Annotated in this window: 23 protein-coding genes; 21 read left to right on the forward strand and 2 right to left on the reverse strand. The window is 26.5% G+C overall.

Going from position 1 to position 22801, the window contains the following annotated elements; genetic code table 11:
* Positions 1 to 12 precede the first annotated feature (12 nt).
* The 14 genes from I4U66_RS01370 to I4U66_RS01435 all read left to right on the forward strand — a co-directional run bounded on the left by I4U66_RS01370 (position 13) and on the right by I4U66_RS01435 (position 12965).
* Complete coding sequence (locus tag I4U66_RS01370; protein ID WP_092926857.1) at positions 13 to 726, forward strand: sigma-70 family RNA polymerase sigma factor; 714 nt, start codon at positions 13 to 15, stop codon at positions 724 to 726.
* A 15-nt stretch (positions 727 to 741) separates the two neighbouring features.
* Positions 742 to 1515, forward strand: coding sequence for a flagellar hook-basal body complex protein (locus I4U66_RS01375; protein WP_166505006.1), 774 nt, complete (start codon positions 742 to 744; stop codon positions 1513 to 1515).
* Positions 1516 to 1527: 12 nt separating this feature from the next.
* Positions 1528 to 2277, forward strand: coding sequence for a flagellar hook-basal body complex protein (locus I4U66_RS01380; RefSeq protein WP_092926853.1), 750 nt, complete (start codon positions 1528 to 1530; stop codon positions 2275 to 2277).
* A gap of 64 nt (positions 2278 to 2341) precedes the next feature.
* A complete protein-coding gene (locus I4U66_RS01385) occupies positions 2342 to 3229 on the forward strand; it encodes a flagellar motor switch protein FliM (protein ID WP_092926851.1) in 888 nt (295 codons plus the stop codon).
* A 3-nt stretch (positions 3230 to 3232) separates the two neighbouring features.
* Positions 3233 to 3496 carry a flagellar motor switch protein FliN gene (gene fliN / locus I4U66_RS01390; protein WP_092926849.1) on the forward strand — a complete coding sequence of 88 codons (264 nt, stop codon included), beginning with the start codon at positions 3233 to 3235 and terminating at the stop codon, positions 3494 to 3496.
* Between the two features lie 32 nt (positions 3497 to 3528).
* Complete coding sequence (locus tag I4U66_RS01395) at positions 3529 to 4647, forward strand: hypothetical protein (protein ID WP_166505008.1); 1119 nt, start codon at positions 3529 to 3531, stop codon at positions 4645 to 4647.
* Positions 4648 to 5077: 430 nt separating this feature from the next.
* Positions 5078 to 6823 (forward strand): methyl-accepting chemotaxis protein, encoded by a 1746-nt coding sequence (locus I4U66_RS01400; protein WP_240276099.1) that lies wholly within the window; start codon positions 5078 to 5080, stop codon positions 6821 to 6823.
* A 107-nt stretch (positions 6824 to 6930) separates the two neighbouring features.
* Positions 6931 to 9075: a chemotaxis protein CheA gene (locus tag I4U66_RS01405; protein ID WP_166505009.1), complete on the forward strand. Its 2145-nt coding sequence runs from the start codon at positions 6931 to 6933 to the stop codon at positions 9073 to 9075.
* Between the two features lie 25 nt (positions 9076 to 9100).
* Positions 9101 to 10168, forward strand: a complete 1068-nt coding sequence (locus I4U66_RS01410) for a protein-glutamate methylesterase/protein-glutamine glutaminase (RefSeq protein WP_166505010.1) — start codon at positions 9101 to 9103, stop codon at positions 10166 to 10168.
* 16 nt (positions 10169 to 10184) lie between these two features.
* Complete coding sequence (locus I4U66_RS01415; protein ID WP_092926844.1) at positions 10185 to 10799, forward strand: chemotaxis protein CheC; 615 nt, start codon at positions 10185 to 10187, stop codon at positions 10797 to 10799.
* A gap of 10 nt (positions 10800 to 10809) precedes the next feature.
* Entirely contained in the window at positions 10810 to 11295 is a 486-nt protein-coding gene (locus I4U66_RS01420) for a chemotaxis protein CheD (RefSeq protein ID WP_166505011.1), read from the forward strand.
* 19 nt (positions 11296 to 11314) lie between these two features.
* Positions 11315 to 11797 carry a chemotaxis protein CheW gene (locus I4U66_RS01425; protein WP_092926842.1) on the forward strand — a complete coding sequence of 161 codons (483 nt, stop codon included), beginning with the start codon at positions 11315 to 11317 and terminating at the stop codon, positions 11795 to 11797.
* A complete protein-coding gene (locus I4U66_RS01430) occupies positions 11781 to 12590 on the forward strand; it encodes a CheR family methyltransferase (RefSeq protein WP_195928332.1) in 810 nt (269 codons plus the stop codon). Before I4U66_RS01425 ends, I4U66_RS01430 begins: the two co-directional genes overlap by 17 nt.
* A gap of 21 nt (positions 12591 to 12611) precedes the next feature.
* Entirely contained in the window at positions 12612 to 12965 is a 354-nt protein-coding gene (locus I4U66_RS01435) for a response regulator (RefSeq protein ID WP_092926840.1), read from the forward strand.
* 53 nt (positions 12966 to 13018) lie between these two features.
* Here the strand turns inward: I4U66_RS01435 and I4U66_RS01440 are convergent, their stop codons facing one another.
* A complete protein-coding gene (locus I4U66_RS01440; RefSeq protein WP_092926839.1) occupies positions 13019 to 13417 on the reverse strand; it encodes a GtrA family protein in 399 nt (132 codons plus the stop codon).
* Between the two features lie 599 nt (positions 13418 to 14016).
* Here I4U66_RS01440 and I4U66_RS01445 point away from each other — a divergent pair.
* From I4U66_RS01445 to tpx, 3 genes are all read left to right on the forward strand, one after another.
* On the forward strand, positions 14017 to 14709 hold the full coding sequence (locus tag I4U66_RS01445) for a response regulator transcription factor (RefSeq protein WP_195236892.1): 693 nt from the start codon (positions 14017 to 14019) through the stop codon (positions 14707 to 14709).
* A 228-nt stretch (positions 14710 to 14937) separates the two neighbouring features.
* Positions 14938 to 17076, forward strand: coding sequence for a sensor histidine kinase (locus I4U66_RS01450; protein WP_243278768.1), 2139 nt, complete (start codon positions 14938 to 14940; stop codon positions 17074 to 17076).
* Between the two features lie 124 nt (positions 17077 to 17200).
* Complete coding sequence (tpx, locus tag I4U66_RS01455; protein WP_195928333.1) at positions 17201 to 17686, forward strand: thiol peroxidase; 486 nt, start codon at positions 17201 to 17203, stop codon at positions 17684 to 17686.
* Positions 17687 to 17740: 54 nt separating this feature from the next.
* Here tpx and I4U66_RS01460 read toward each other — a convergent pair whose 3' ends face one another.
* A complete protein-coding gene (locus I4U66_RS01460) occupies positions 17741 to 18778 on the reverse strand; it encodes a YdcF family protein (RefSeq protein WP_195928334.1) in 1038 nt (345 codons plus the stop codon).
* A gap of 210 nt (positions 18779 to 18988) precedes the next feature.
* Between I4U66_RS01460 and I4U66_RS01465 the strand changes: the two genes are divergently transcribed.
* The 4 genes from I4U66_RS01465 to I4U66_RS01480 all read left to right on the forward strand — a co-directional run bounded on the left by I4U66_RS01465 (position 18989) and on the right by I4U66_RS01480 (position 22663).
* Positions 18989 to 19618, forward strand: a complete 630-nt coding sequence (locus I4U66_RS01465) for a DUF3786 domain-containing protein (RefSeq protein WP_166505015.1) — start codon at positions 18989 to 18991, stop codon at positions 19616 to 19618.
* 99 nt (positions 19619 to 19717) lie between these two features.
* Positions 19718 to 20500 (forward strand): HAD family hydrolase, encoded by a 783-nt coding sequence (locus tag I4U66_RS01470; protein WP_195236897.1) that lies wholly within the window; start codon positions 19718 to 19720, stop codon positions 20498 to 20500.
* 132 nt (positions 20501 to 20632) lie between these two features.
* Positions 20633 to 22018, forward strand: a complete 1386-nt coding sequence (locus I4U66_RS01475) for an MATE family efflux transporter (protein WP_092926830.1) — start codon at positions 20633 to 20635, stop codon at positions 22016 to 22018.
* The gene (locus tag I4U66_RS01480; protein ID WP_092926828.1) at positions 22019 to 22663 is read left to right on the forward strand and encodes a pentapeptide repeat-containing protein; all 645 of its coding nucleotides are present in this window, start codon (positions 22019 to 22021) and stop codon (positions 22661 to 22663) included. It abuts the gene before it with no gap.
* Positions 22664 to 22801: the final 138 nt, after the last annotated feature.

The raw sequence follows: 22801 nt of genomic DNA on the forward strand, positions 1-22801 counted from the left end.
AGGAATGTAATAATGAAGTCACATCAACAAGAAGAACTTATAATTAGTAATATGCCTCTTGTTAAGCATATTGCATCAAAATACTATACGAGCAAAATGGGAATGGAATATGAAGATTTAGTTAGTTATGGAGTCATGGGACTTATAGACGCAACTAATAAGTTTGATGAAAGTAGAGGAGTGAAATTTTCAACTTATGCATCTATAAGAATATCATCTTATATAATTGATGAAATAAGAAAATACTCACCTATATCTAGAATGTATATGAGCAAAATAAAAGAATATAATAAGGCTGTAGAAATTTTGCAAAATAAATTTTTTAGAAAACCAACTATAGATGAAATAGCAAATCATATGGGTGTTAGTAAAAATGAAATTAATGATATAAATGTAAAAATGTTAGATTTAAACAACGTATATCTTGATAATGTAATTTTTGATGATGAAAATGAAGTTAAGCTTATAGATACTTTAAAAGAAAAAGAAGAGTTATCTCCGACACATTTAGTTGAAAAAGATGAGCTACAAGAAATAATGGCAAAGGCTATAGATACCCTTAATGAAAAAGATAGGCTTGTTTTATCTTTATACTATTATGAGGAATTAACATTAAAAGAAATAGGATTAATATTAGGGGTTTCTGAGTCTAGAGTATCCCAATTAAATAGTAGAGCCATAAAGAATTTAAAGTTAGCTATGAAAAAGTTAAAATATATAGACTAATTGGAGGGAGAAAAAATGATAAGAGGATTATATACGTCTGTATCTGCCATGATGGCATTAGAAGCTAAACAAAGTATTGTTACAAATAATTTAGCCAATGTAAATACTGTAGGTTATAAAGAAGATACTTTAGTTGAGAAAAGTTTTGATGAAATTATGCTATCAAATAATGACAATTACATAAATGGAATTGCTCATAAACAAAAGCTAGGTGGATTAAGCTTTGGTACAAGAATAGATGAGAATGCTACAAATCATAAACAAGGTGCACATATTTCAACTGAAAACAATACTGACTTTGCTATAGATGGTGATGGATTTTTCAAGGTATTAGATCATAATAATAAAACATTTTATACGAGAAACGGATCTTTTAATATTGATAATCAAGGGTATTTAGTAACAAAATCAGGGGATTATGTACTTGGAACAAACAGAAATACAAATAATTCAGAGCCTATATATGTCGGACATGGAAAGCTAGTTATAAATCCAGATAATAGTATAAGCATAGATGGTAATAAAATGTATGATTTTAATATAGTTAAGTTTGATAATAAACATGATTTAACAAAGAGTGGAAATAATCTATATAATGGTAAAAATGAAATAAAAACCAATAATATAAAGATCAAACAAGGGTATTTAGAAGGTTCAAATGTTGATAGTATAGGTACAATGTCATCATTAATGGAGACTGTAAAACTATTTGAAGCAAATCAAAAAGTTATTCAAACGATAGATTCTACTCTTAGTAAAGTCGCAAATGAAATTGGAACAGTAAGATAAGGGAGATAAAATATGTACAATATAATGAAAAATAGCGTATCTGCAATGTCTGCAAGTCAAGGGAAAATAGAGGTAACTTCAAATAATATGGTGAATGTGCAGACTACAGGGTATAAGAAATTAGACATTGGTTTTTTAGATTTGTATAATGAAACATTAGATAGAAGCTACTATCCACACAATAATAATAACAATACTGGTACTGGAGTAAAAGTATCTCAATCTTTTAGAAACTTATCCCAAGGAGCAATAAAGGATACAGGAATAAAAAGTAATTTAGCTATAGATGGAGATGGATTTTTTAGAGTTATAAATCCAAATGGTACATTTAGTTATACTAGAAATGGAGAATTTAATGTAGATTCAAATGGTGATTTAGTTGATGATAAGGGAAATAAATTAGATATACAAGTTATAAATGGAAATGATGTTGATTTATCAAAAGGAGAAGTAAGCATAAATAAGTTGGGAGAAATATTTGTAGATAAAGAAGAAGTTGGTAAGATAAATTTATATAAAGTACAAGGCGATAAAGATTTTATTCCTGCAGGTGATAATTTATTTAATTTAAGAGATGGCGCTAAAATTGAGTTAGTAACTAATTCAAATATACTACAAGGATATGTGGAAATGTCTAATGTAAATATGGAAACTGAAATGACAGACTTAATCATAGCTCAGAGAAGTTTCCAATTTAATAGTAAGGGGCTACAAGCTACTGATGATATGTGGAGTATGATAAATAATCTACAAAGTAGATAAATTTTTATAGAAAGGAGTTAGTATTCTAAAATGTATAATTATATATTTTAGATATATACAGTTTATGGAACAAAATGTAAAAACATATGATTTTAAAAAACCACAAAGATATTCAACTGATAACATGAGATTTTTATCTGTTATATCTGAAGACTATTGCAAAAATACAAATTTATTTTTAGCATATGAGTTAAAAAGACCTAATATAACTTGCAAGGTTGAAAAAGTAGAACAAACAAATTATGAAGAATTTATTAACTCAATAAGTCCAAAATCAGTTATCGTAGAACATGCAATACAACCACTAGTAAAGGATCTTATTTATCAAATTGATAAATCTGTAGCATTAACATACATAGATTTAATGCTAGGTGGAGATGGAGTATTTGAAAATTATGAAAGAGATTTAACAGAAATTGATAAGCAATTAATTTTTCATTTATGCACAAAATTGTTAACTAGGTTATATATAGTTGAGACTTGTAAATCAAGAGAAGTATTAAGAGTACATTCAAATGCAGGTGCTAGTAAAAAGTATCCAGTAAGTGAATCAGTACTTATAGCTCATATGAAAATGATGTATGGAGACAAAGAAATCGGAAAAATGCGCTTTTGCAACCCTTATAGTTGCATGGAACCAATATTAGATCAACTAGAAACGAAGATATTATTTAGAAATAAGAATATAGAGTATGATTTTGAATTTACAAATGCAATTTATAACAATGTTTGTGGTGCAAATGTAGATATAGTAGCTAGACTAGGTGAAACAAATATAAGTGTTGAGGATTTATTAAACTTACAAGTTGGTGATATTTTATCACTAGATACAAAAGTAGCAGGAGATTTAGATTTGTATGTTGCAGGGGCTAAAGCATTTAAGTGTAAACCTGGACTTATAAAAAATAAAAAAGGTGTTATAATAACAAACTCTATAAGAAAGGAAGGGTAGGATATGAGTGAAAAATTTGATAGAGTATTAGATATAGAATTAAAAGTTAGTGCTATACTTGGAAGAACTAAGATGTCTTTAAAAGATATATTTGAGTTATCTAAAGGATCTTTAATAGAATTAGATACATTCGAAGATCAAGAAGTAGAAATATATGTAAATGGAAGAAAAATAGGTTATGGACAAGTTGTAGTAGTAGATAGAAATTTCGGTATAAGAATAACAAGTATATTAGGAGAAGAAGAATTAGTAAAAACTTTAAGCTAAGAACCTATATAGTAAAGGATGGTTAGCAGCACATGGCAAAAATATTAAAAAGTAAATACAGCAGTACGGGGGAAAGGTGTGTAGATGCTTGTTTAAATTATGGGATGCTAAGATATGTAAATGAAGATGGATCACCAGTTAATATAGAGATACCTTTTGATAAATATGAGGAAGCTATAAGTGATTTTCAAGATAGGATTAAAGAAGGTATAGCTCAAAAGGATATGAATCCTAAAGCAATATTAAAAAGAGGTACTATAAGTTATAATCAAGCTAAAGAATTAGCTATAGATGGAAAAATTAAAGGTTTAGATTTTTTTGAGATAGATGGAAGTGTAGAATGTGAACACATACTTGGCATATCAGGAAGTATAGAGTATGCACTATCTATTTGGAATGGAGAAAGTAAGATTGAAGCTTTAGAAAAAGCAGTAATTAGGTCTATAAAAGTTTATGGTGAAGACTTTATATATGGGATAACTCTAGATGAAGACTCAGATGAAGTTGAGTACTTAAAATTTGCAAAGAGTATATTTTCAATAGAAAATCTAATGGATGTAGAACTATATAAATCTAAAAACTATAGTATAGATAATGAAATTGAAGAAAATGATTTAAATCCAAAACATAAGATTTTTAAAAGTTTAGATTTACCACTAGGTTTTTTAGGTGGATTACTAGGGTTTATGATTGTACAGATTGCTACTAATTTTGGAGAAAATATTTCAAATGAAATAGTATATCTATTATTAAATGCTATTACAATGTCTATAGTTGCTTTTATTATGATAAAAAGTATAAACTTTATCACGAAAAAATATGTAAAAAATAGTACATCATCCATAATGGAATTATTCGATGAAGAATTAGAAAAAGTTAGCTATGAAAATTTATTGACTGAAAAAGAAGTAAAACTTATACTAAAAAACATTACAAAGGGTGAAGTTACTAAACTTCTTATGGATATGAAGGGGAGTGTAAATAAGAAAGTATCTAGTAATACTCTTGTAACCAAGGAAACTAAGTTTGTATTAGATTCAAGACGTGCAATAATATTACCTAGTGAATATGAAATAATTCAAACCCTTACTTTACTTTTAAATGAATATAAAAGTAAGAGATCTAAAGACTACAGTATAAAAAAAATATAAAAATAAAGCATATGAGTCTATTATAAATATATTAAATAGCTTCATATGCTTTATTTTTATATATTAAATATAAAAAAATATTTAATATATAAAGTATTTGTTTTTTATCCGTATAAATAGAATATAAAATTTATTCATATTATGTAATTATTAAAAACATAATATATAAAATCTAAAGTATTAAATTAAGTATCCGTATAAAATATATGTTAAATGTATTTAATATATTTGGTATGTTTATTAAAGGTATATTTAGGATTTAGCGTGCACGAACTTCAAGAATTAATATTAATGAAATATAAACTAATAACATAGAATCATATATTAATATAATCAAAGCTCAAAATTTTATAAGGAATTAAAATAGTTTATATACTTATGTATAATTTTAAAATCTATATTATCTAATATGAATTATAGGGAGACGATTATGAGAAAGTTTAAAGATTTAAAAATAGGTAGAAAACTTGCAATATCATTTATAATTGTATTACTACTTGCTACATTTTCAAGTATATATACAATATCGAAATTAAAAGAAGCGGAAGAGTTAAATTCTCAGCTATTTAATGGACCGTATGTAGGAACTAATGAAACTATGGGTATACGTAGGGATTTAGTTTCTGCCGGAAGAAATACAGTTAATATCGTACTTAGACAAAAGCCTGATGTTTACTTCCAAAAGGCAAAAGAAAATTTTGACAGTATAAACAATAGAATAGATAAAATATCTAAAACATTTACAGGAGATAAAAGTGATCTTGAAGAGGTTAGAACTGCTGTAAATAATTATAAATTAGAGTGTCAAAATATTTATGATGTGGCAAGAACTGGTGATTACAAAAAAGCTATGGAAATGAGTGATGAAAATACTCCATTTTATAATGATTATAACAAAGCTGTAGATCTTGCTGTAAAGTTAAACGAAGGATCTAACCAAAGAGGTATTGAATTTAATAAAAACATCCATGAAACAGTAAAAAATGCAATAATTGCATCTGTAGCCGTAAGTGTATTAACTATAGTTGTCGGTCTTGCTATATCAATTTATATAACAAAATCTTTAACAAAGCCAATTGAAGAAATAGAAGAAGCTTCAAATAAAATGGCAAATGGAGATTTTGATATAAATATAGAATACGAATCAAAAGATGAATTAGGTTTATTATCTGAAAGTATGCGTCATATGAGTAAAGAAGTAAAATCAATAGTAGATGACACTGTTTGTGTACTAGGAGAACTTGCTAAAGGTAACTTTAATGTTGAAACTAATGTTGAATATATAGGCGTATTTAAAGATATAGAAAAGTCTGTTACAAGAATAAGTAATGATTTAAGTGAAACAATAGCACAAATAAATGCAGCTGCAGAAGAAGTTGAAGCAGCATCAAATCAAGTTTCAAGTGGATCACAAATGTTAGCTCAAGGTGCTACAGAACAAGCAAGTGCTATACAAGAATTATCAGCAACAATAATAGAAATATCAGATAAGATAAAAGAAACAGCTGACAATGCAAGAAATGCTAACTCATTAACTAACAGTTCTGCAAAACAAGTTCAAGAAGGTAATGAACAAATGAAACAAATGGTAAATGCTATGGAAGAAATATCATTTACGTCTAACGAAATAAGCAGAATTATAAAAACTATAGACGATATAGCATTCCAAACAAATATACTAGCACTTAATGCTGCTGTTGAGGCTGCTAGAGCAGGTTCTGCAGGTAAAGGATTTGCTGTAGTTGCAGATGAAGTAAGAAATCTAGCTGCTAAATCAGCAGAAGCTGCAAAGAACACAGCTACATTAATTGAAAATTCTATGGAAGCTGTAAATAAAGGAACTGAAATAGTTGATAATACAGCACAATCTCTTCAAAAGATAATAGATACAACAAACAGAACTACTGTTATAGTAAATGATATAGCTAAAACATCAGAAGAAGAAGCTGTTGCTATAGCTCAAGTTACATTAGGTGTTGAACAAATTTCTGAAGTGGTGCAAACAAATTCAGCAACTTCAGAAGAAAGTGCTGCAGCAAGTGAAGAATTAAGTGGTCAAGCACAAATGTTAAAATCACTTATTGAAAACTTTAGATTAAAAGATGTAAATAGTTCAAATAGATCAATAAACTTTAATACTGACGAAGCTAGCTATTTTGAAATGAATGAGTTTTAGTAAAAAATAATATATCATAAATTATGATTTAAAAAATGGAAGCTTTTAGCTTCCATTTTTAAAAGTTAGTTTTAAAGGAGTTATCTTATTTAATAAAGGAGAGAAATATGAGTGGAGTAGATTCTTTAAATGAATTTTATGTGCATGAAAATATGCAGTTATTAGAACAATTGGAAGAGATTTTACTTGCAGGTCAATCAGAAAATGGGAAGTTAGATAAAGAGCATATAGAAGAAATTTTCCGAGCGATGCATACTATTAAAGGTTCGTCTGCAATGATGGGGTATGATAGTTTAACAAAATTAACTCATAGTGTAGAAGACATATTTGATGCAATACGTAATGGGTTAGAACTTTCAAGTAATCAGTGGGATGAAGTTGTTGATCTTGTTTTAGCGAGTATAGATTTCTTGAAAGAAGAAATGTTAAATATTCAAGATGGTCTTCTTCCAGAAGCAAGTATTGAAGAACTACATGATAAGGCAATTAATTTTTTAAAAAGTGCAACAAATAAAGAAGATGATATAGATAATAAATCAAATGAAAATATACAAGAGTTAGCGGAAAATAAAGAAGAAAAAATTACAGCTAAAAATAGTAATGAAAATTATTTATGTGCAAAAGTATTCTTTGAAAAAGGATGTGCAATGGAAAGCATAAGGGCTTTAGGTGTACTAACAATATTACAAAGTCTATGCTCTGAAGTAAAGCATATACCACAAGATTTAGATTCAGACTGTGATGATGTAATAATTAAAGACGGATTTGTATTATATATGAGAACAGTTCAGGAACAATCATTAATAGAAGAAGCTATAAAAGATACAATGTTTTTAGATAAATACGAAATACATAGACTAAATGATGAAGAGTTAGAAAGTGTATTTGGAATAATTGCTCCAAAAGAAGAAATAAAGGAAGAAAAAAATTGTGATATTAATGAAGAAATAATAGAAGCTCCAAAAGAAGAAAGTGCAGAGGTAGTAGAAGAGTCAAAAGAACAAAGTACAAATATAATAGAGGAAAAACAAGCACAAGTTCAAAAGAAAGATAAAAAAGAAGAACAAAATCAAGGTCATGCACATAGTAAAAATAGCTATCTAACAGTAAATATTAATAAAATAGATACATTAATGAACCTTGTTGGAGAAATAGTTACTACAGAGTCAATGGTAGAAAAGCAATCTCAAGTAGAAAACTTTGACAGAGATAGCTTTGAAAAACAAGCTAGAAGGCTTCACCAATTAACTAATGAATTACAAGATGTTGTAATGTCTATGCGTATGGTTCCAATATCTTCAACCTTTACTAAAATGCAAAGAGTTGTAAGAGATATGAGTAGAAAAACTGGAAAATTAGTAGACTTAGTTTTAATAGGAGAGCAAACAGAAGTAGATAGAAACATATTAGAAAATATTTCAGATCCTTTAATGCACATGATTAGAAATAGTATGGATCATGGTATTGAAACTTTGGAAGAACGTAAAAATACAACTAAGCCAGAAAGAGCTACTGTAACATTAGAAGCTAAAAATACTGGTGGAGATGTTGTAATAATAATTAAAGATGATGGTAGAGGTTTAAATAAAGAAACTATAGTAAAAAAAGCTATTGAAAAAGGAATAACAACTAAAAGTATAGATGAAATAAGTGACAAAGAAGCATATAACTTTATAATGGCACCAGGCTTTTCAACAAAAGAAGCAGTAAGTGAATACTCTGGAAGAGGAGTAGGTATGGATGTTGTATATACCAATATACGTAAGTTAAGAGGCTCAATAAGTATTGATAGCGAGCCAGGAAATGGTACAACATTTATACTTAGAATTCCTTTAACATTAGCGATAGTAGATGGAATGAAGGTAAATATAGGGGATCAAATTTATATTATACCAGCTCTAAGTATAAAAGAAGTATTTAGACAAGGAGACTATGAAATAGTTAAAAATCCTAATGGGCAAGAACATAGCATTATAAGAGGAAATTGCTATGAAATAGTAAGGGTTTCTAATGTATTAGGTATTAACTCTGAGAAAAATGATGAAGGTATTATGATATTAGTAGAGTCTGAAATGGGAAATGTGTGTATCATAGTAGATGGAATTTTAGGTCAACAACAAGTGGTTATAAAGCCAATACCGACTTTACTTACTCAATTTGACAAAGTTCAATCTTATATGTCAGGATGCTCTATTTTAGAAGATGGCTCAATTAGTTTAATACTTGATGTAAATGCAATAATACACAAGTAATTTAGTTATCTAAGGAGAGATATCTATGGAAGGTAGTAAAAAAATAAAAGTTTTAGTAATAGATGACTCTATGGTATTTAGAAGAGTAGTGTCAACTAGATTACGAGAATATTCAGGTATAGAAGTTGTAGGAACAGCTAAAGATTCTTTTGAAGCAAAAGACAAAGTAATACAACTTAAGCCAGATGTATTAACTTTAGATATAGAAATGCCAGGTATAAATGGTATTGAGTTTTTAAAAATACTAATGGAACAACATCCAGTACCAACTATTGTAATAAGTGGAGCAGATGGAAGATGCTTCGAAGCTATAGATGCAGGAGCAGTAGGATTTGTTGGAAAGCCTACTGCAGATACGATGAACCAGTTTTTTGATGATTTATCGACAAAAATAAAGGAAGCATCTATTGCAAAATTAGACAAGAAAACAAAAGTTCAATCTAGTATTATTCAAAATAAACGTAAGTTATTAGAAAATAATATAGTAAGAAAAAATGATAAAGATATAATTGCCATAGGAGCTTCTATGGGAGGTGTTGAGGCAGTAGAAAAGTTATTAAAACAACTACCACTAGGATTGCCACCAATTGTAATAACACAACATATGCCACCAATATTTACAAAAAAATATGCAGAAAGATTAGATAGAGGGTGCGTATTAAAAGTAAAAGAAGGTGAAGATGGAGAAGAACTATTAAGTGGACATGCTTATATTGCCCCAGGAGCATTACAGATGGGAATTATAAAAAGAAATGGAAAATATATCTTAGATATAAAAAAAGGCCAAAAGATTAGTGGTCATTGTCCGTCAGTAGATTATTTATTTATGTCCGTTGCAAAGCAAGCAAAGGATAATTCAATAGGAGTTATTTTAACGGGTATGGGGTCAGATGGAGCAAGAGGACTTTTAAGTATAAAGAATGAAGGCGGATATACTATAGGACAAGATAAAAACTCTTGTGTTGTATATGGTATGCCTATGGTTGCTAAGAAAATTGGAGCAGTGCTAAAAGAAGCATCTTTAGATATGATGCCAAATATTATATTAAATCAGTTAAAAAGAAGACAATTAACATCGAAAGTAAAAGGATAGTTGGAGGATAATATATATGAAATTTGAATGTGATAAATTAAATGTATTTCGAGAGATAAGTAATATAGGATCAGGAAATGCATCTAATTCATTGGCAGTTATGTTAAATGAGTTAGTAGATATAGGTATTCCTAAAAGTGATATGGTAGGTTTTTCTGATATAACAGATAGCTATGAATCACCAGAGGAGTTAGTTGTTGGAACGGTACTTCAACTATCAGGAGATATGGAAGGTTTTATTATGGTGATAATGAAGGTAGATTCTGCATTCAATTTATTATCTAGACTTTCAGGAAGTAAAATAGATTGCGATAGAAATGATTATAATAAAGTTTGTGAAACATTATCTTCTATTGGTGAAGTTTGTAATATACTTTGTGGAACGTATTTAACAGCAATTTCGGATATGACAAATTTAAATGTAACTCCTTCTATTCCATATTTTAGTGTAGATATGGTCATGGCTATTATGAATTTACCAATGTCATTATATGGGCCTGTATTTGATTCTATACTTTGTATAGAAACAGACTTTTTCACGGAAGATCATGAAATAGAAGGAAAATATTATTTCCTTCCAAAGGCTGAATCATGTGATAAATTATTAGCATCACTAGGATTTAATGTTTAGGAGATAAAAAATGAAAAATATAACGGTTGGTATAGCCGATTTTAATATTGTTAAGGCTCCAGACCAAATTACGACTATTGGATTAGGATCATGTTGTGGAATAGTATTATATGACGAAACAAAAAAGATAGCAGGTTTAGTTCATATTTTATTATCAGATTCAAAGAATGAGAGACAAGTTGTAAATAAAGCTAAATATGCAGATACTGGAATAAGTTTACTGTATGAAGAAATGAAAAAATCAGGAGCAAATCCAATGTTTATAAAAGCTAAAATAGCGGGTGGAGCTCACATGTTTACTTTTAAAAATGCAGATAGTAGTATATTTACTATTGGAGAAAAAAATGTAAAGGCATGTAAAGAAACATTAAAAAAATTACATATACCTATTGTATCTGAAGATGTTTTAGGAACATGTGGTAGAACTATTACTTTTGATGTATTAACAAGTAAACTAAAAATCAAAAGTGTAGGAAAAGGTGAAAAAGTCATTTAAAAAGGAGGATGCCTTATATATGAGCACAAATGATGAAATAATAGATAATAAAATTGATGATTTATGTATGGTATTTATTATAGATAATCAAAAATATGCTTTATCATCAAAATATATTACAGAAATTATTGAAATGCTACCTATAACTAAAGTTCCATTTATACCTGAATATATAAAAGGAATTATAAACTTAAGAAGTAATATAATACCTGTTATGGATGCAAGAATGAGATTTGGAATTAGTCCAAAAGAATATGATGAGAGAACTTGCATAATAATAATTGAAAATAATGATGAAAAAATAGGTTTAATTGTAGATGCAGTAAATGAGGTTATTCATATTCCTGATGGTCAAAGTATGAAAATGGATTCAAATGATAGTGATGATAAGCCTAATTTTATAAAGGGAGTTAGCGAAATAAATAATGAAGTTCAATTAATACTAGATTGTGATTCATTAGTAAAAATTGTAGAGGATATAGATTATGCACTTAACAGATAAAGATTTCATAAGACTAAAGAACTTTATGTATAATAATTATGGGATAAATCTTGACAAAAAAAGGACCCTGATAGAAACTAGATTAGGTCTTATGGTAAAAAGATTAGGCTTTAGAGATTTTAAGAGTTACATAGACAATTTAATGCAAGATAAAAGTGGAGAACAAGCAGCAGTTTTAGTAGAAAAGTTAACTACAAACTTTACATATTTTATGCGTGAGGAACAACATTATGAATTTTTAAGGGATGAAGTTTTAACACATGCTTTAAAAAAACCTCCAATAGGAGGAGTTAAAATTTGGTCAGCAGCTTCATCTACTGGAGAAGAACCTTATTGTATAGCCATGTTAGCTCAACAAATGATGTCTAAAAATCCTAGGTTAAAAGTTTCTGTAACTGCATCTGATATATCAAATAATGTCTTAAATCAAGCTAAAATGGGGATTTATTCACAAGACAAAATAGCTAAACTACCACCAGCATGGATTAAGAGCTTTTTTAGGAAATTAAATGATAGAAATTATAAAATTACAGATAATGTAAGAAACATAGTAGAATTTAAATACTTTAACTTAAATGACAATATAGGCTGGAATCATTCTAAGTATGATGTCATATTTTGTAGAAATGTTATGATTTATTTTGATAATCCTACAAAGCAAAAATTATGTAAGAAATTATATGATTCATTAAAACCAGGAGGATACCTGATAATAGGTATGTCAGAAAATTTATCTAATCTACAAACTGACTTTGAAAGAGTGAGACCATCTGTATATAGAAAAAATTTATAACAAGTAATTGGAGGAAAAAATATGAAAAGAGTATTAATAGTTGATGATGCAGCATTTATGCGTATGTCTATACGTAATATGCTTGAAAATAATGGATTTGAGATAGTTGGAGAAGCTGAAAATGGAGTAATGGCAATTGAAAAATATAAAGAATTACAGCCAGAAGTTGTTACTATGGATATAACTATGCCTGAAATGGATGGATTAGAAGCACTAAGAGAAATAAAGAAAATTGATCCATCTGCCTCAGTTGTAATGGTATCTGCATTAGGACAAGAGGCAAGAATGAAAGAAGCTATAATATATGGAGCAAAAGGGTTTATAGTAAAGCCTTTTAAGGAAGAGATTATAGTATCTGCTTTATCTAAAATATAATTTAATTTATATGAAAATATAGAAGGATAAAAAATAGTTAGCAATATTGCTAACTATTTTTTTATTACTTTCCTCATAAGAAGAAATATTGGGGGAGTAGTAAAAGCTGGAGCAATTATTGGTGATAATATTTCTCCAAGTTTAAATACATTTACAAGTATTACTATAACTCCCATATTTAATATATACTCAAATATATATATTAAGATTGAATAGAAAAATTTTTTATAAGAATATTTCTTTTCTTTAAAAGTATATTTACTATTTAATATATAAGATGCTGTTATACTAATAACACTAGTTATAGTATAGGCTAATAGGTAGTGAAGTTTAAAGTAAATAAACAAAGTAAGATATATACCTTGAGATATTACAAAATTGCTTATACCTATTATATTGAACTTTATATATTCGATTATTTTATGTCTGTACTTTTTTAATATTGTTGACATATATACACTCCTAAGATGAAAGACATAAACTTATAATAATATTATTTGAGCAAAAATTCAATTTATTCTTCATTATAAGTATTTACTATTTCAAAATTTAATATGGATTTATACTGATTATAAATAACTGTCTTTTCTTCTAGTTTCAAGCTTTATAAAAAATTCAATTATCTAACCAACAGGAATTCCCATCAATATAACATTTACACCAAAGAAATTAGAAAATAAATATCAAGCAGGTATCCTTACGATCTATAAGATATCGTATAGCTTATAAGAGTAACCATCTCACTTTATAGCACTAAATAATATAAATGATTCTACCTTAGAACAAGTATCAAAATCTGCCATAGAAGCGACACCGTAGATATTAACCAAAGATTACATGTTTATATCTTCAAAGTAAAATAGCATTTGCCGAATATCTCTATGTTTACATATTTTGTAATAAAATCTTAAGAATTAGGTTAAGAAATTTTTAAGATTTATACTCTATTATATATTTGTAGGATAGGAAATGAATTTATATTATTAATATTTAAAGGATGTGAAATTATTGTATAATATTAAAGAAAATAATAAAGAAGGTGAAAATTTATATGTACAATATATTAGTAGTGGATGATGATAAAGAAATAGTTGAGTCAATAGATATATACCTAAAAAATGAAGGATATAAAATATACAAAGCTTATAATGGATTAGATGCATTAGATATTATAGCAAATGAAAAAATACATCTTATTTTAATGGATATAATGATGCCAAAATTAGATGGCATAAAAGCTACTATAAAAATAAGAGAAGAAAAAAATATACCTATAATATTAATATCAGCAAAAAGTGAAGATACAGATAAGATACTTGGACTTAATATTGGTGCAGATGATTACATAACAAAACCATTTAATTTACTAGAGCTTGTAGCTAGAGTAAAGTCAAGTCTTAGAAGGTATGTTAATTTAGGAACTTATAAAAATGAAGATAAAGAAGTAATAAAAAGCGGAGAACTTTCTATGAATCTATTGACAAAGGAAGTTTTAGTAGAAGGAGAGAATGTTAAACTAACACCAATTGAATTTAATATATTAAGGCTTTTATTATCTAATAAGGGAATAGTATTTTCAATTGATGAAATATACGAGAAAGTATGGAAGGAACAAAGTTTTAATGCGGAAAATACCGTAGCAGTTCATATAAGGAGAATAAGGGAAAAAATAGAAATAAATCCTAGAGAGCCAAAATATTTAAAGGTGGTGTGGGGAGTTGGATATAAAGTTGAAAAATTGTAGAGGTAAAATTATAAAAAATAAAAGTTTAGTGTTTAATTTAATACTTATACTAACTATATTTATGGTTACACAAATAATAGGAATAATAACATGTTTTAAATTTTTTAGCCAAAATTTATTTATGATATTAGCTAATTTATCACTGATAAATTTTGTTATATACAAAATAATGAGAAAACTATCTATATTATAGATAATAATTTAAATAAATTGAGATGAGGGATAAATTTGAAAAAAAATAGATTAAAGAATGTATTTTTAATGTTATCTATGATTTCATTATCAATACTACTTACAGTAATACCAACTACATTTTCAATCTATAGTCAAAATATGGGACTATGGACAAGTTATATGCATAAGGATAAGCAAATACTAGAAACAGATTTTTATAAAAGTAATGTATTTGAATTTAATGTACTTAGACCTATTTTGTATTGGATGGGGGAAAGTGTATCAGATGTAGATTCAAATATAAGTAATTATATAAATGAAAATACATATTATGAAGATGTCAGTAAGGGTTTAAATGAATATGGAAATGAAATAATAGAAACTAAGGAAAGAAAGCCTACTAAAGAAGAAGCTAAAAATGATCTTTTAAATAAGGTTAATTATGGTAGAAACCAGCTAAATCAAATACAAAATATTAAATTTATGGTTAAAAATACTAAAACTAATGAGTATTATACTAATACAGAATATAAAACATTTGATGAATTTGATAAAAATATAGATGAATATACAAATATAAAAATAGACAAAAATAATTCAAATAGAAGTTACATAAAAACAATAAATAAAAAAGTATCAGAAAATCCAACCCATTATATAGAGGGTAAGTTATTAGATGCTACACCAGAAGAAAATTTAGAAGTACATATGTCTTTTCCTAAATTATTATCTAATGTAGAAATTTCAGATAAGGTATATAATGAGTATCACCAATATACACAAACTATAAAAGAAGTGTATATATGTTTAATTTTAATGATTGTAAATATAATTGTATTTATTATATCAGCAGTTACATATAAAAAAATAAAAATAAATGAAGACCATGATGAAGGCATATTAACTAAGTTATCAAAAAAAGTACCAATAGATATTATACTATGGTTAATGGCTATAGACTTTTTATTATATGTACCATTTTCACTTTCTTATTATCAAGGTTATAGGTATATGATAGAAAAAATATGTGCAGTAATAGGAGCATATCTACTTATATATGCAGCTTACACTATAAATAGAAGAAGCAAAAAATATGATAAAAAAATATATATATTAAAAGAAACTATTGTATATAAACTATATAAAATATTAAAAAATACTGTTATCAGTGGGTTAAAAGCATCTAAAGAAATACCTTTAATAAAAAGAATAATAATAGTATCAATAGGTATAACATTTATAGGTGGGGTAGTGTCAGTCTTATTGTATGAACTTATCTATAATGAGGTTATGCTTTTATTTGGAATACCTATGTCTATGATTTTATTTACCTTATATATAGTTAAAAAATTAGCTTATTTAAGTAATATAATAGAAGGAACTTCTAGAATAAAAAATGGAGAATTAGATTACAAAATAGATTTATTGGGAAATGATAGTTTCACTAATTTAGCAGAAAATATTAATAATATTGGAGAAGGACTAGAAAAATCAATAGAAACTCAATTAAGAAGTGAGAGAATGAAATCAGAACTTATAACTAATGTAAGTCATGATTTAAAGACCCCACTTACATCTATAATAAATTATATAGAGCTAATAAAAAAAGAAGACGTAACCCCAGAACATGTAAATGATTATATAAAAGTATTAGACCAAAAGTCTAAGAGGTTAAAAATATTAATCGAAGATTTGTTTGAAGCTAGTAAAGCAAGTAGTGGAAATTTAGAGCTTAATATGGAAAATATAGATATAGTACAGCTACTTAGACAAAGTATAGGAGAAATGGAAGAAAAATTAACAAATTCTAACTTAGATATAAGATTAAAATTGAGTAGTGAAAAAATTAATATATATGCAGATGGTAGAAGAATGTATAGAGTATTTGAAAACTTATTATCAAATATATCAAAGTACTCACTACCTAGTACAAGAGTATATATAGATTTATTAGAGTCTGATGAAAGTGTAATCATTACTATGAAAAATATATCTTCATATGAACTTAACTTTGATGCTACAGAGATAACAGAAAGATTTAAAAGAGCAGATGAGTCAAGAAACACAGAAGGTAGTGGACTGGGACTTGCTATAAGCAAAGATTTAGTAAATCTTCAAGGTGGTAAGTTTAGTGTAGAAATAGATGGTGATTTATTTAAATCTATATTAGTCTTTCCTAAGATAGATAAATAAGTATTACTTTAATATTTATAAAAAGCTATATTTTGTTGTTTATATAGTTAATATAAAGGTATAAATATATTAACAAATACTAAAAATAATATAGGTTTATATAAATAATTAGGAGGTAATTATAATGAAAGTAACATTTCAAGGAGCACCATTAACATTAAAAGGAAAACAATTAAAAGTTGGAGATAAAGCTCCTGACTTTACAGTTATAGACAATGAATTAAACCCATTAAAATTAGATGATACTAAAGGAAAAAGAGTATTTTTATCTGTTCCATCAATAGATACACCAGTTTGTGATATGGAAGTAAGAAGATTTAATACAGAGGCCTCAAAATTAAACAATGTTACAGTATATACAATATCAATGGATTTACCATTTGCACAAGCTAGATGGTGTGGTGCAGCTGGTATAGAAAATGTAAAGACTATATCAGATTATAAAGATAGAGAATTTGGGGAAAATTATGGAGTATACATAAATGAATTAGGTCTTTTATCAAGAGCAGTGTTTGTAGTTGATGAAGATGATAAAATTATATATGTAGAATATCTAGAAGAAATAACTGAAGAACCAAATTATAATAAAGTTTTAGAAATATTAAGATAAATGTAAAAATAAAAAAGCAGTATACATAAATTATGTATACTGCTTTTTTATACTTTAGCCTACTAAAAAATAATTTATTAAGGCTAATATAAAGCTACAGATTAATATAAATGATATAACTATAAAATGACGTTTTTTATTCATTACTACAATAGCAATATATTCTCTTATTAAAGCATTTGGAATAAAGTAAAGTGCAGTTTTTGCACCAATGCCATCACTTTTTAAATTAGCTTTTTTGGCATAAAGTCCAGCTCTAAATAGATGATAATTATTAGTAACAAAAATGCTGTTGTATCCACTTGGCTTAATTTTATCCATTATATTTTTAGAAAAACTCATATTTTCAAATGTTGTTGTTGATTTATCTTCAAGTATTGTATCAGAAATAGGTATACCATTTTCTATAGCATACTTTTGCATAGCAAATGCTTCAGAAACTTTCTCATCTTTACCTTGACCACCAGAAAATATTATTTTAGGTGGTTTCGATGCTTTAGCTTGCTTGTTATAAAATTCAATTGCTTTTTTTATTCTGCTAGCAAGTAAAGGAGGAACCTTATCTCCAATTACCCTACTACCCAAAACAATTATAAAATCTTGATTTAACTTAGGTCTATTAATTTGATATAATAGTGAAATCATTAAGAAGTTAAAAACACTAAATAAGAAATATATTTCTATAAGAATAAATCCACCAATAAATATATTAATATCACTAGGTAAAAATCTTTCAGGATTAATTATAGTTAGTATTACATGAAAAAGTAAAACTAAGCCTAAGAAAAATGTTAATAGATTAGATAAGCTTCTACTCTCCCTTTTTATTACAATTCGTGCATTTATAAATAATCCAATTATGAGTATATAAATCCCAAATATTAAAATAAAAATTGCTATAATAAAAAATATAAAAAATATAACCATCAATAATATATTAGAAGTAGAGAAGGTTATGTATGTTGCAGTTAATAAAAACATAAATAATGAAATATTAAATAAAAAGCCATTATAAAGTTTTCTTTTATCTAGATTATAAGAGATTAAAAAGATAGAAAATGAAATTAGAGTTAGTATTAAAAGTATTTTCATACTTCACCTCCAAATTAAAATAAAACTTTATTGATAATTAATAATATTAGCATAAGTAAAAAATATATACAAATAACAACATCAAATTTACTAGGTAGACACTAATTATTAATAATATATTAAATATAGTATGAAATGTTAGTATAATTAAAAGGTTTTAAACTACTTTATGTAGAAAGTAGTAATATAAATTATTTTGGGGGAATTATCATGGAGAAATTTAATAAAGTTGGAAATTATAATATACCGTTAGACTATGCTAAAAATGAATTTAGTAAAAAAGATCCTATTCTTATGGCAAAGCTATCAAATTCATACTATGATAAAAGCACCAGTATATTTCATGTAAAGTGTATGGATTTTACTTTATATGTAGAATATCCTAGTGGAGATATATATAAAGAAAATGGAGAAAAATTAGATAAAATAGCTTTAGAAATTTTAGTAATAAGATTTTTAGTCAATGCTAATCCAATACCACCAACTAATAAATATATAACATTTAAAGAAATTGATGGAGGACATGTATATTATCCGGCATTTTTAAGAACTAGTATAAATAGATTAACTAAAGAATTTGGAGGAAATGTAGAAAAATTTAAATCTGTAATGAAAAATATTGGAGCAAGTAAAATAAATATGGGAGATAGTGCCTATAAAATTAGATTTTTAAATGATACATATATTATATATATTTTATGGAGTGGGGATGATGAAATAGAATCAGCATCTAATATATTATTTGACTCAAATATAAAGCACTATTTTAATGCAGAGGATATAGCAGTAATTGGCGATATACCATTTATAAGAATATATGAAGAATTAGATAACCTATAAATTATATAATAGTGTTCACATTTATTAACCTAGATTTTATAATTAAAATAAGCAAATACATTTGATATAATATACATAAAGCATCAAAGGAGGAGTCAGATGATAAAGCTTATTGCAACAGATATGGATGGAACACTATTAAATAATAATAATGAAATACACCATGATTTTATAGATGTATTTGAAAAACTACAAGAAAAAGATATAATATTTGCAGCTGCTAGTGGAAGACAATACTTTAATTTGTTAAAAAGATTTGAAGATGTTAAAGATAAGATGATGTTTATAGCTGAGAATGGAACAATTGTAGTTTATAAGGGAGAAGAGATATTTATAAACTCATTAGATAGAAATATAGCTAAAGAATTAGTTAATATAGGAAGAAATATAGAAAATTCAAATGTAATACTTTGTGGTAAAAATTCTGCATATATAGAATCTACTGATGAAGAATTTATAAAAGAAGTAGAAAAATACTATGAAAAGTATGAAGTAGTAAAAGATGTAAATGAAATAGAAGATGATATATTAAAGGTTACTATATGTGACTTTAATGGGGCTCAAGAAAATAGCAATAAATATTACGACGACTATAGAGATGATTTACAAGTATCTATATCTGGGAAGATATGGTTAGATATAACGAATAAAGGCGCCAATAAAGGAATGGCAATTAAAGCACTTCAAGAGAAAATGGGTATAGATTTTAATGAAACTATGGTATTTGGAGATTATCTAAATGATTTGGAGATGATGGAAGCAGCTTATCACAGTTATGCTATGGAAAATGCTCATGATGATTTAAAGAAAGTATCTAGATTTATTGCAAAAAGTAATGATGATAATGGAGTTTTAGAAGCTATAAAATTAAATATATTATAATAAAAGTCTACTTAGTATAAATTTATGCTAAGTAGTTTTTTATTATATTCATTACTAAAATATCTATTGACTGTATTGTAACCATATACTTTATTGTATAATATGATAAGATACAAAATTTAGGAGGATAAAATGGATAATTCAATAGCAAAAAGCTTTAGCTTTTTATCACTTATAAAATTTACTATACCATCGGTGGTAATGCTTGTATTTATGTCTTTATATACAATAATAGATGGAATATTTGTATCTAGATTTGTAAATACTGACGCATTATCATCTGTAAATATAGTATATCCATTTATAAATGTGGTAATAGCAGTTGGTGTAATGTTAGCAACTGGAAGTAGCGCAGTTATAGCTAAAAAAATTGGTGAAGGGAAAACTGAAGAAGCTAAAAAGAATTTTACATTAATAATACTTTTAGGAGCTACTTTAGGAATCTTAATATCATTTATTGGATATACATTTTTGGAAAAGATAATATATACACTTGGTGGCAATAATAAATTATATGGGTATTGTAGAGATTATCTAACAGCAACTTTAATATTTGTTCCAGCGTTTATAATTAATTTATTATTTCAATATCTTACAATAACTGCAGGGAAGCCAAATATAGGATTATTATTTACCTTAATAGGCGGATTTAGTAACATAATATTAGATTATTTATTTATAGTTCCTATGGATATGGGAATATCAGGAGCGGCATATGCAACAGGTATGGGAAATTTAATACCAGCAATACTTGGAATAATATATTTTAGCAGAAAAAAAGCTTCTTTATATTTTGTAAAGCCTAGCTTAGACATTAACGTTATATTAACTACAATAACAAATGGTTCATCTGAAATGGTTACGAATTTATCGGCAGGGGTAACTACAATGTTATTTAACATAGTTATGATGAAACTTTTAGGATCAGATGGAGTAGCCGCTATAACTATAGTTTTATATGGTGAGTTTTTAATAACATCTGCATATATAGGATTTTCATCAGGGGTTGCACCTATTATAAGCTACAATTATGGGAATAAAAATGAGCATGAGCTTAAAAAGATAATAAAGTATAGTATAATATTTATATTGTTAAGTTCTGTGATATTATTTACAGTAGCGATATTAGCATCTCCAATAATAGTAGGATTATTCTCAGAATCTAAAAGTAATGTTTTTAATATTGCTTATAATGGATTTAGGCTATTTGCTATAGGTTTTTTAATTATGGGAACTAATATATTTACTTCTGCAATGTTTACAGCTTTTTCAAATGGAAAAATATCTGCAACTATATCTTTTTTAAGAACCTTTGTATTTATAGTATGTGGAATAACTTTTTTACCTAAATATTTAAATGTAAATGGAGTGTGGTTAGCAGTCCCATTAGCAGAACTATTGACGGTAATAATATCTATATTATTTATAAATAAATATAAAAATATATATGGGTATTGTAGTAAAAATAAAAAATACAATAAGAAAGAAAAAGAATTAGAGGATATAAAGGAGATATAAATGTCTGTTGTGTATAAAATAGAAAAGCCAAAAATATATAGTGATCTACAAGAGTGTAGCAATATAGTAGAACTTATAATAAATGAGGAAAGTATAGAAAATAAAATAATAGAGGATACTGTAATAAGTGATATATATAATATAAGAATTAGTTTTAATTCCTGTGTTTTTAAGAATATAATATTTGAGGAGTGCGATTTAAAAAAAATAGATATAGTAGATTGTATATTTGAAAACTGTGATTTATCTAATATAGATATATCAGATAGTAGTATATACAGAACAGAGTTTATAAACTGTAAATTAATAGGCAGTAGATTCGATGATTCTTTAATGAAAAATGTAGTATTTAAGGATACTATAGGGATATATTCAAATTTTTCATATGCTAAATTAAAAAATATATGTTTTAAAGATTCTAATTTTAGAAATTCAGTATTTCAGGAAATAGAAAGTAAAGGTTTAATTTTAGAATCTACAGATTTAACAAAATCAGTTTTTAGAGGAAGTTCTCTTGATAAAGTAGATTTAACTACTTGTAATATAGATAGTTTAGAAGTAAGTATAAAAGATGTTTCAGGTGGAATTTTTACACCTATTCAAGCTTTAGAATTAACTAAACTCATGAATATAGTAGTAAAATAAAGAAATATAAAAGGGATATTTAGAGATTAATAAAGGCATAAAGCTTTAAATAAGTATATAGTGATAGTAAAAATGAACTAAAACATAATTGTTTTAGTTCATTTTTTTCGCTTAAGGGAATTATGATACTTCATAAAT

It is taken from the genome of Romboutsia sp. D33t1_170424_H2 (genome assembly GCF_015669105.1).
Lineage (GTDB): Bacteria > Bacillota > Clostridia > Peptostreptococcales > Peptostreptococcaceae > Romboutsia_C > Romboutsia_C hominis.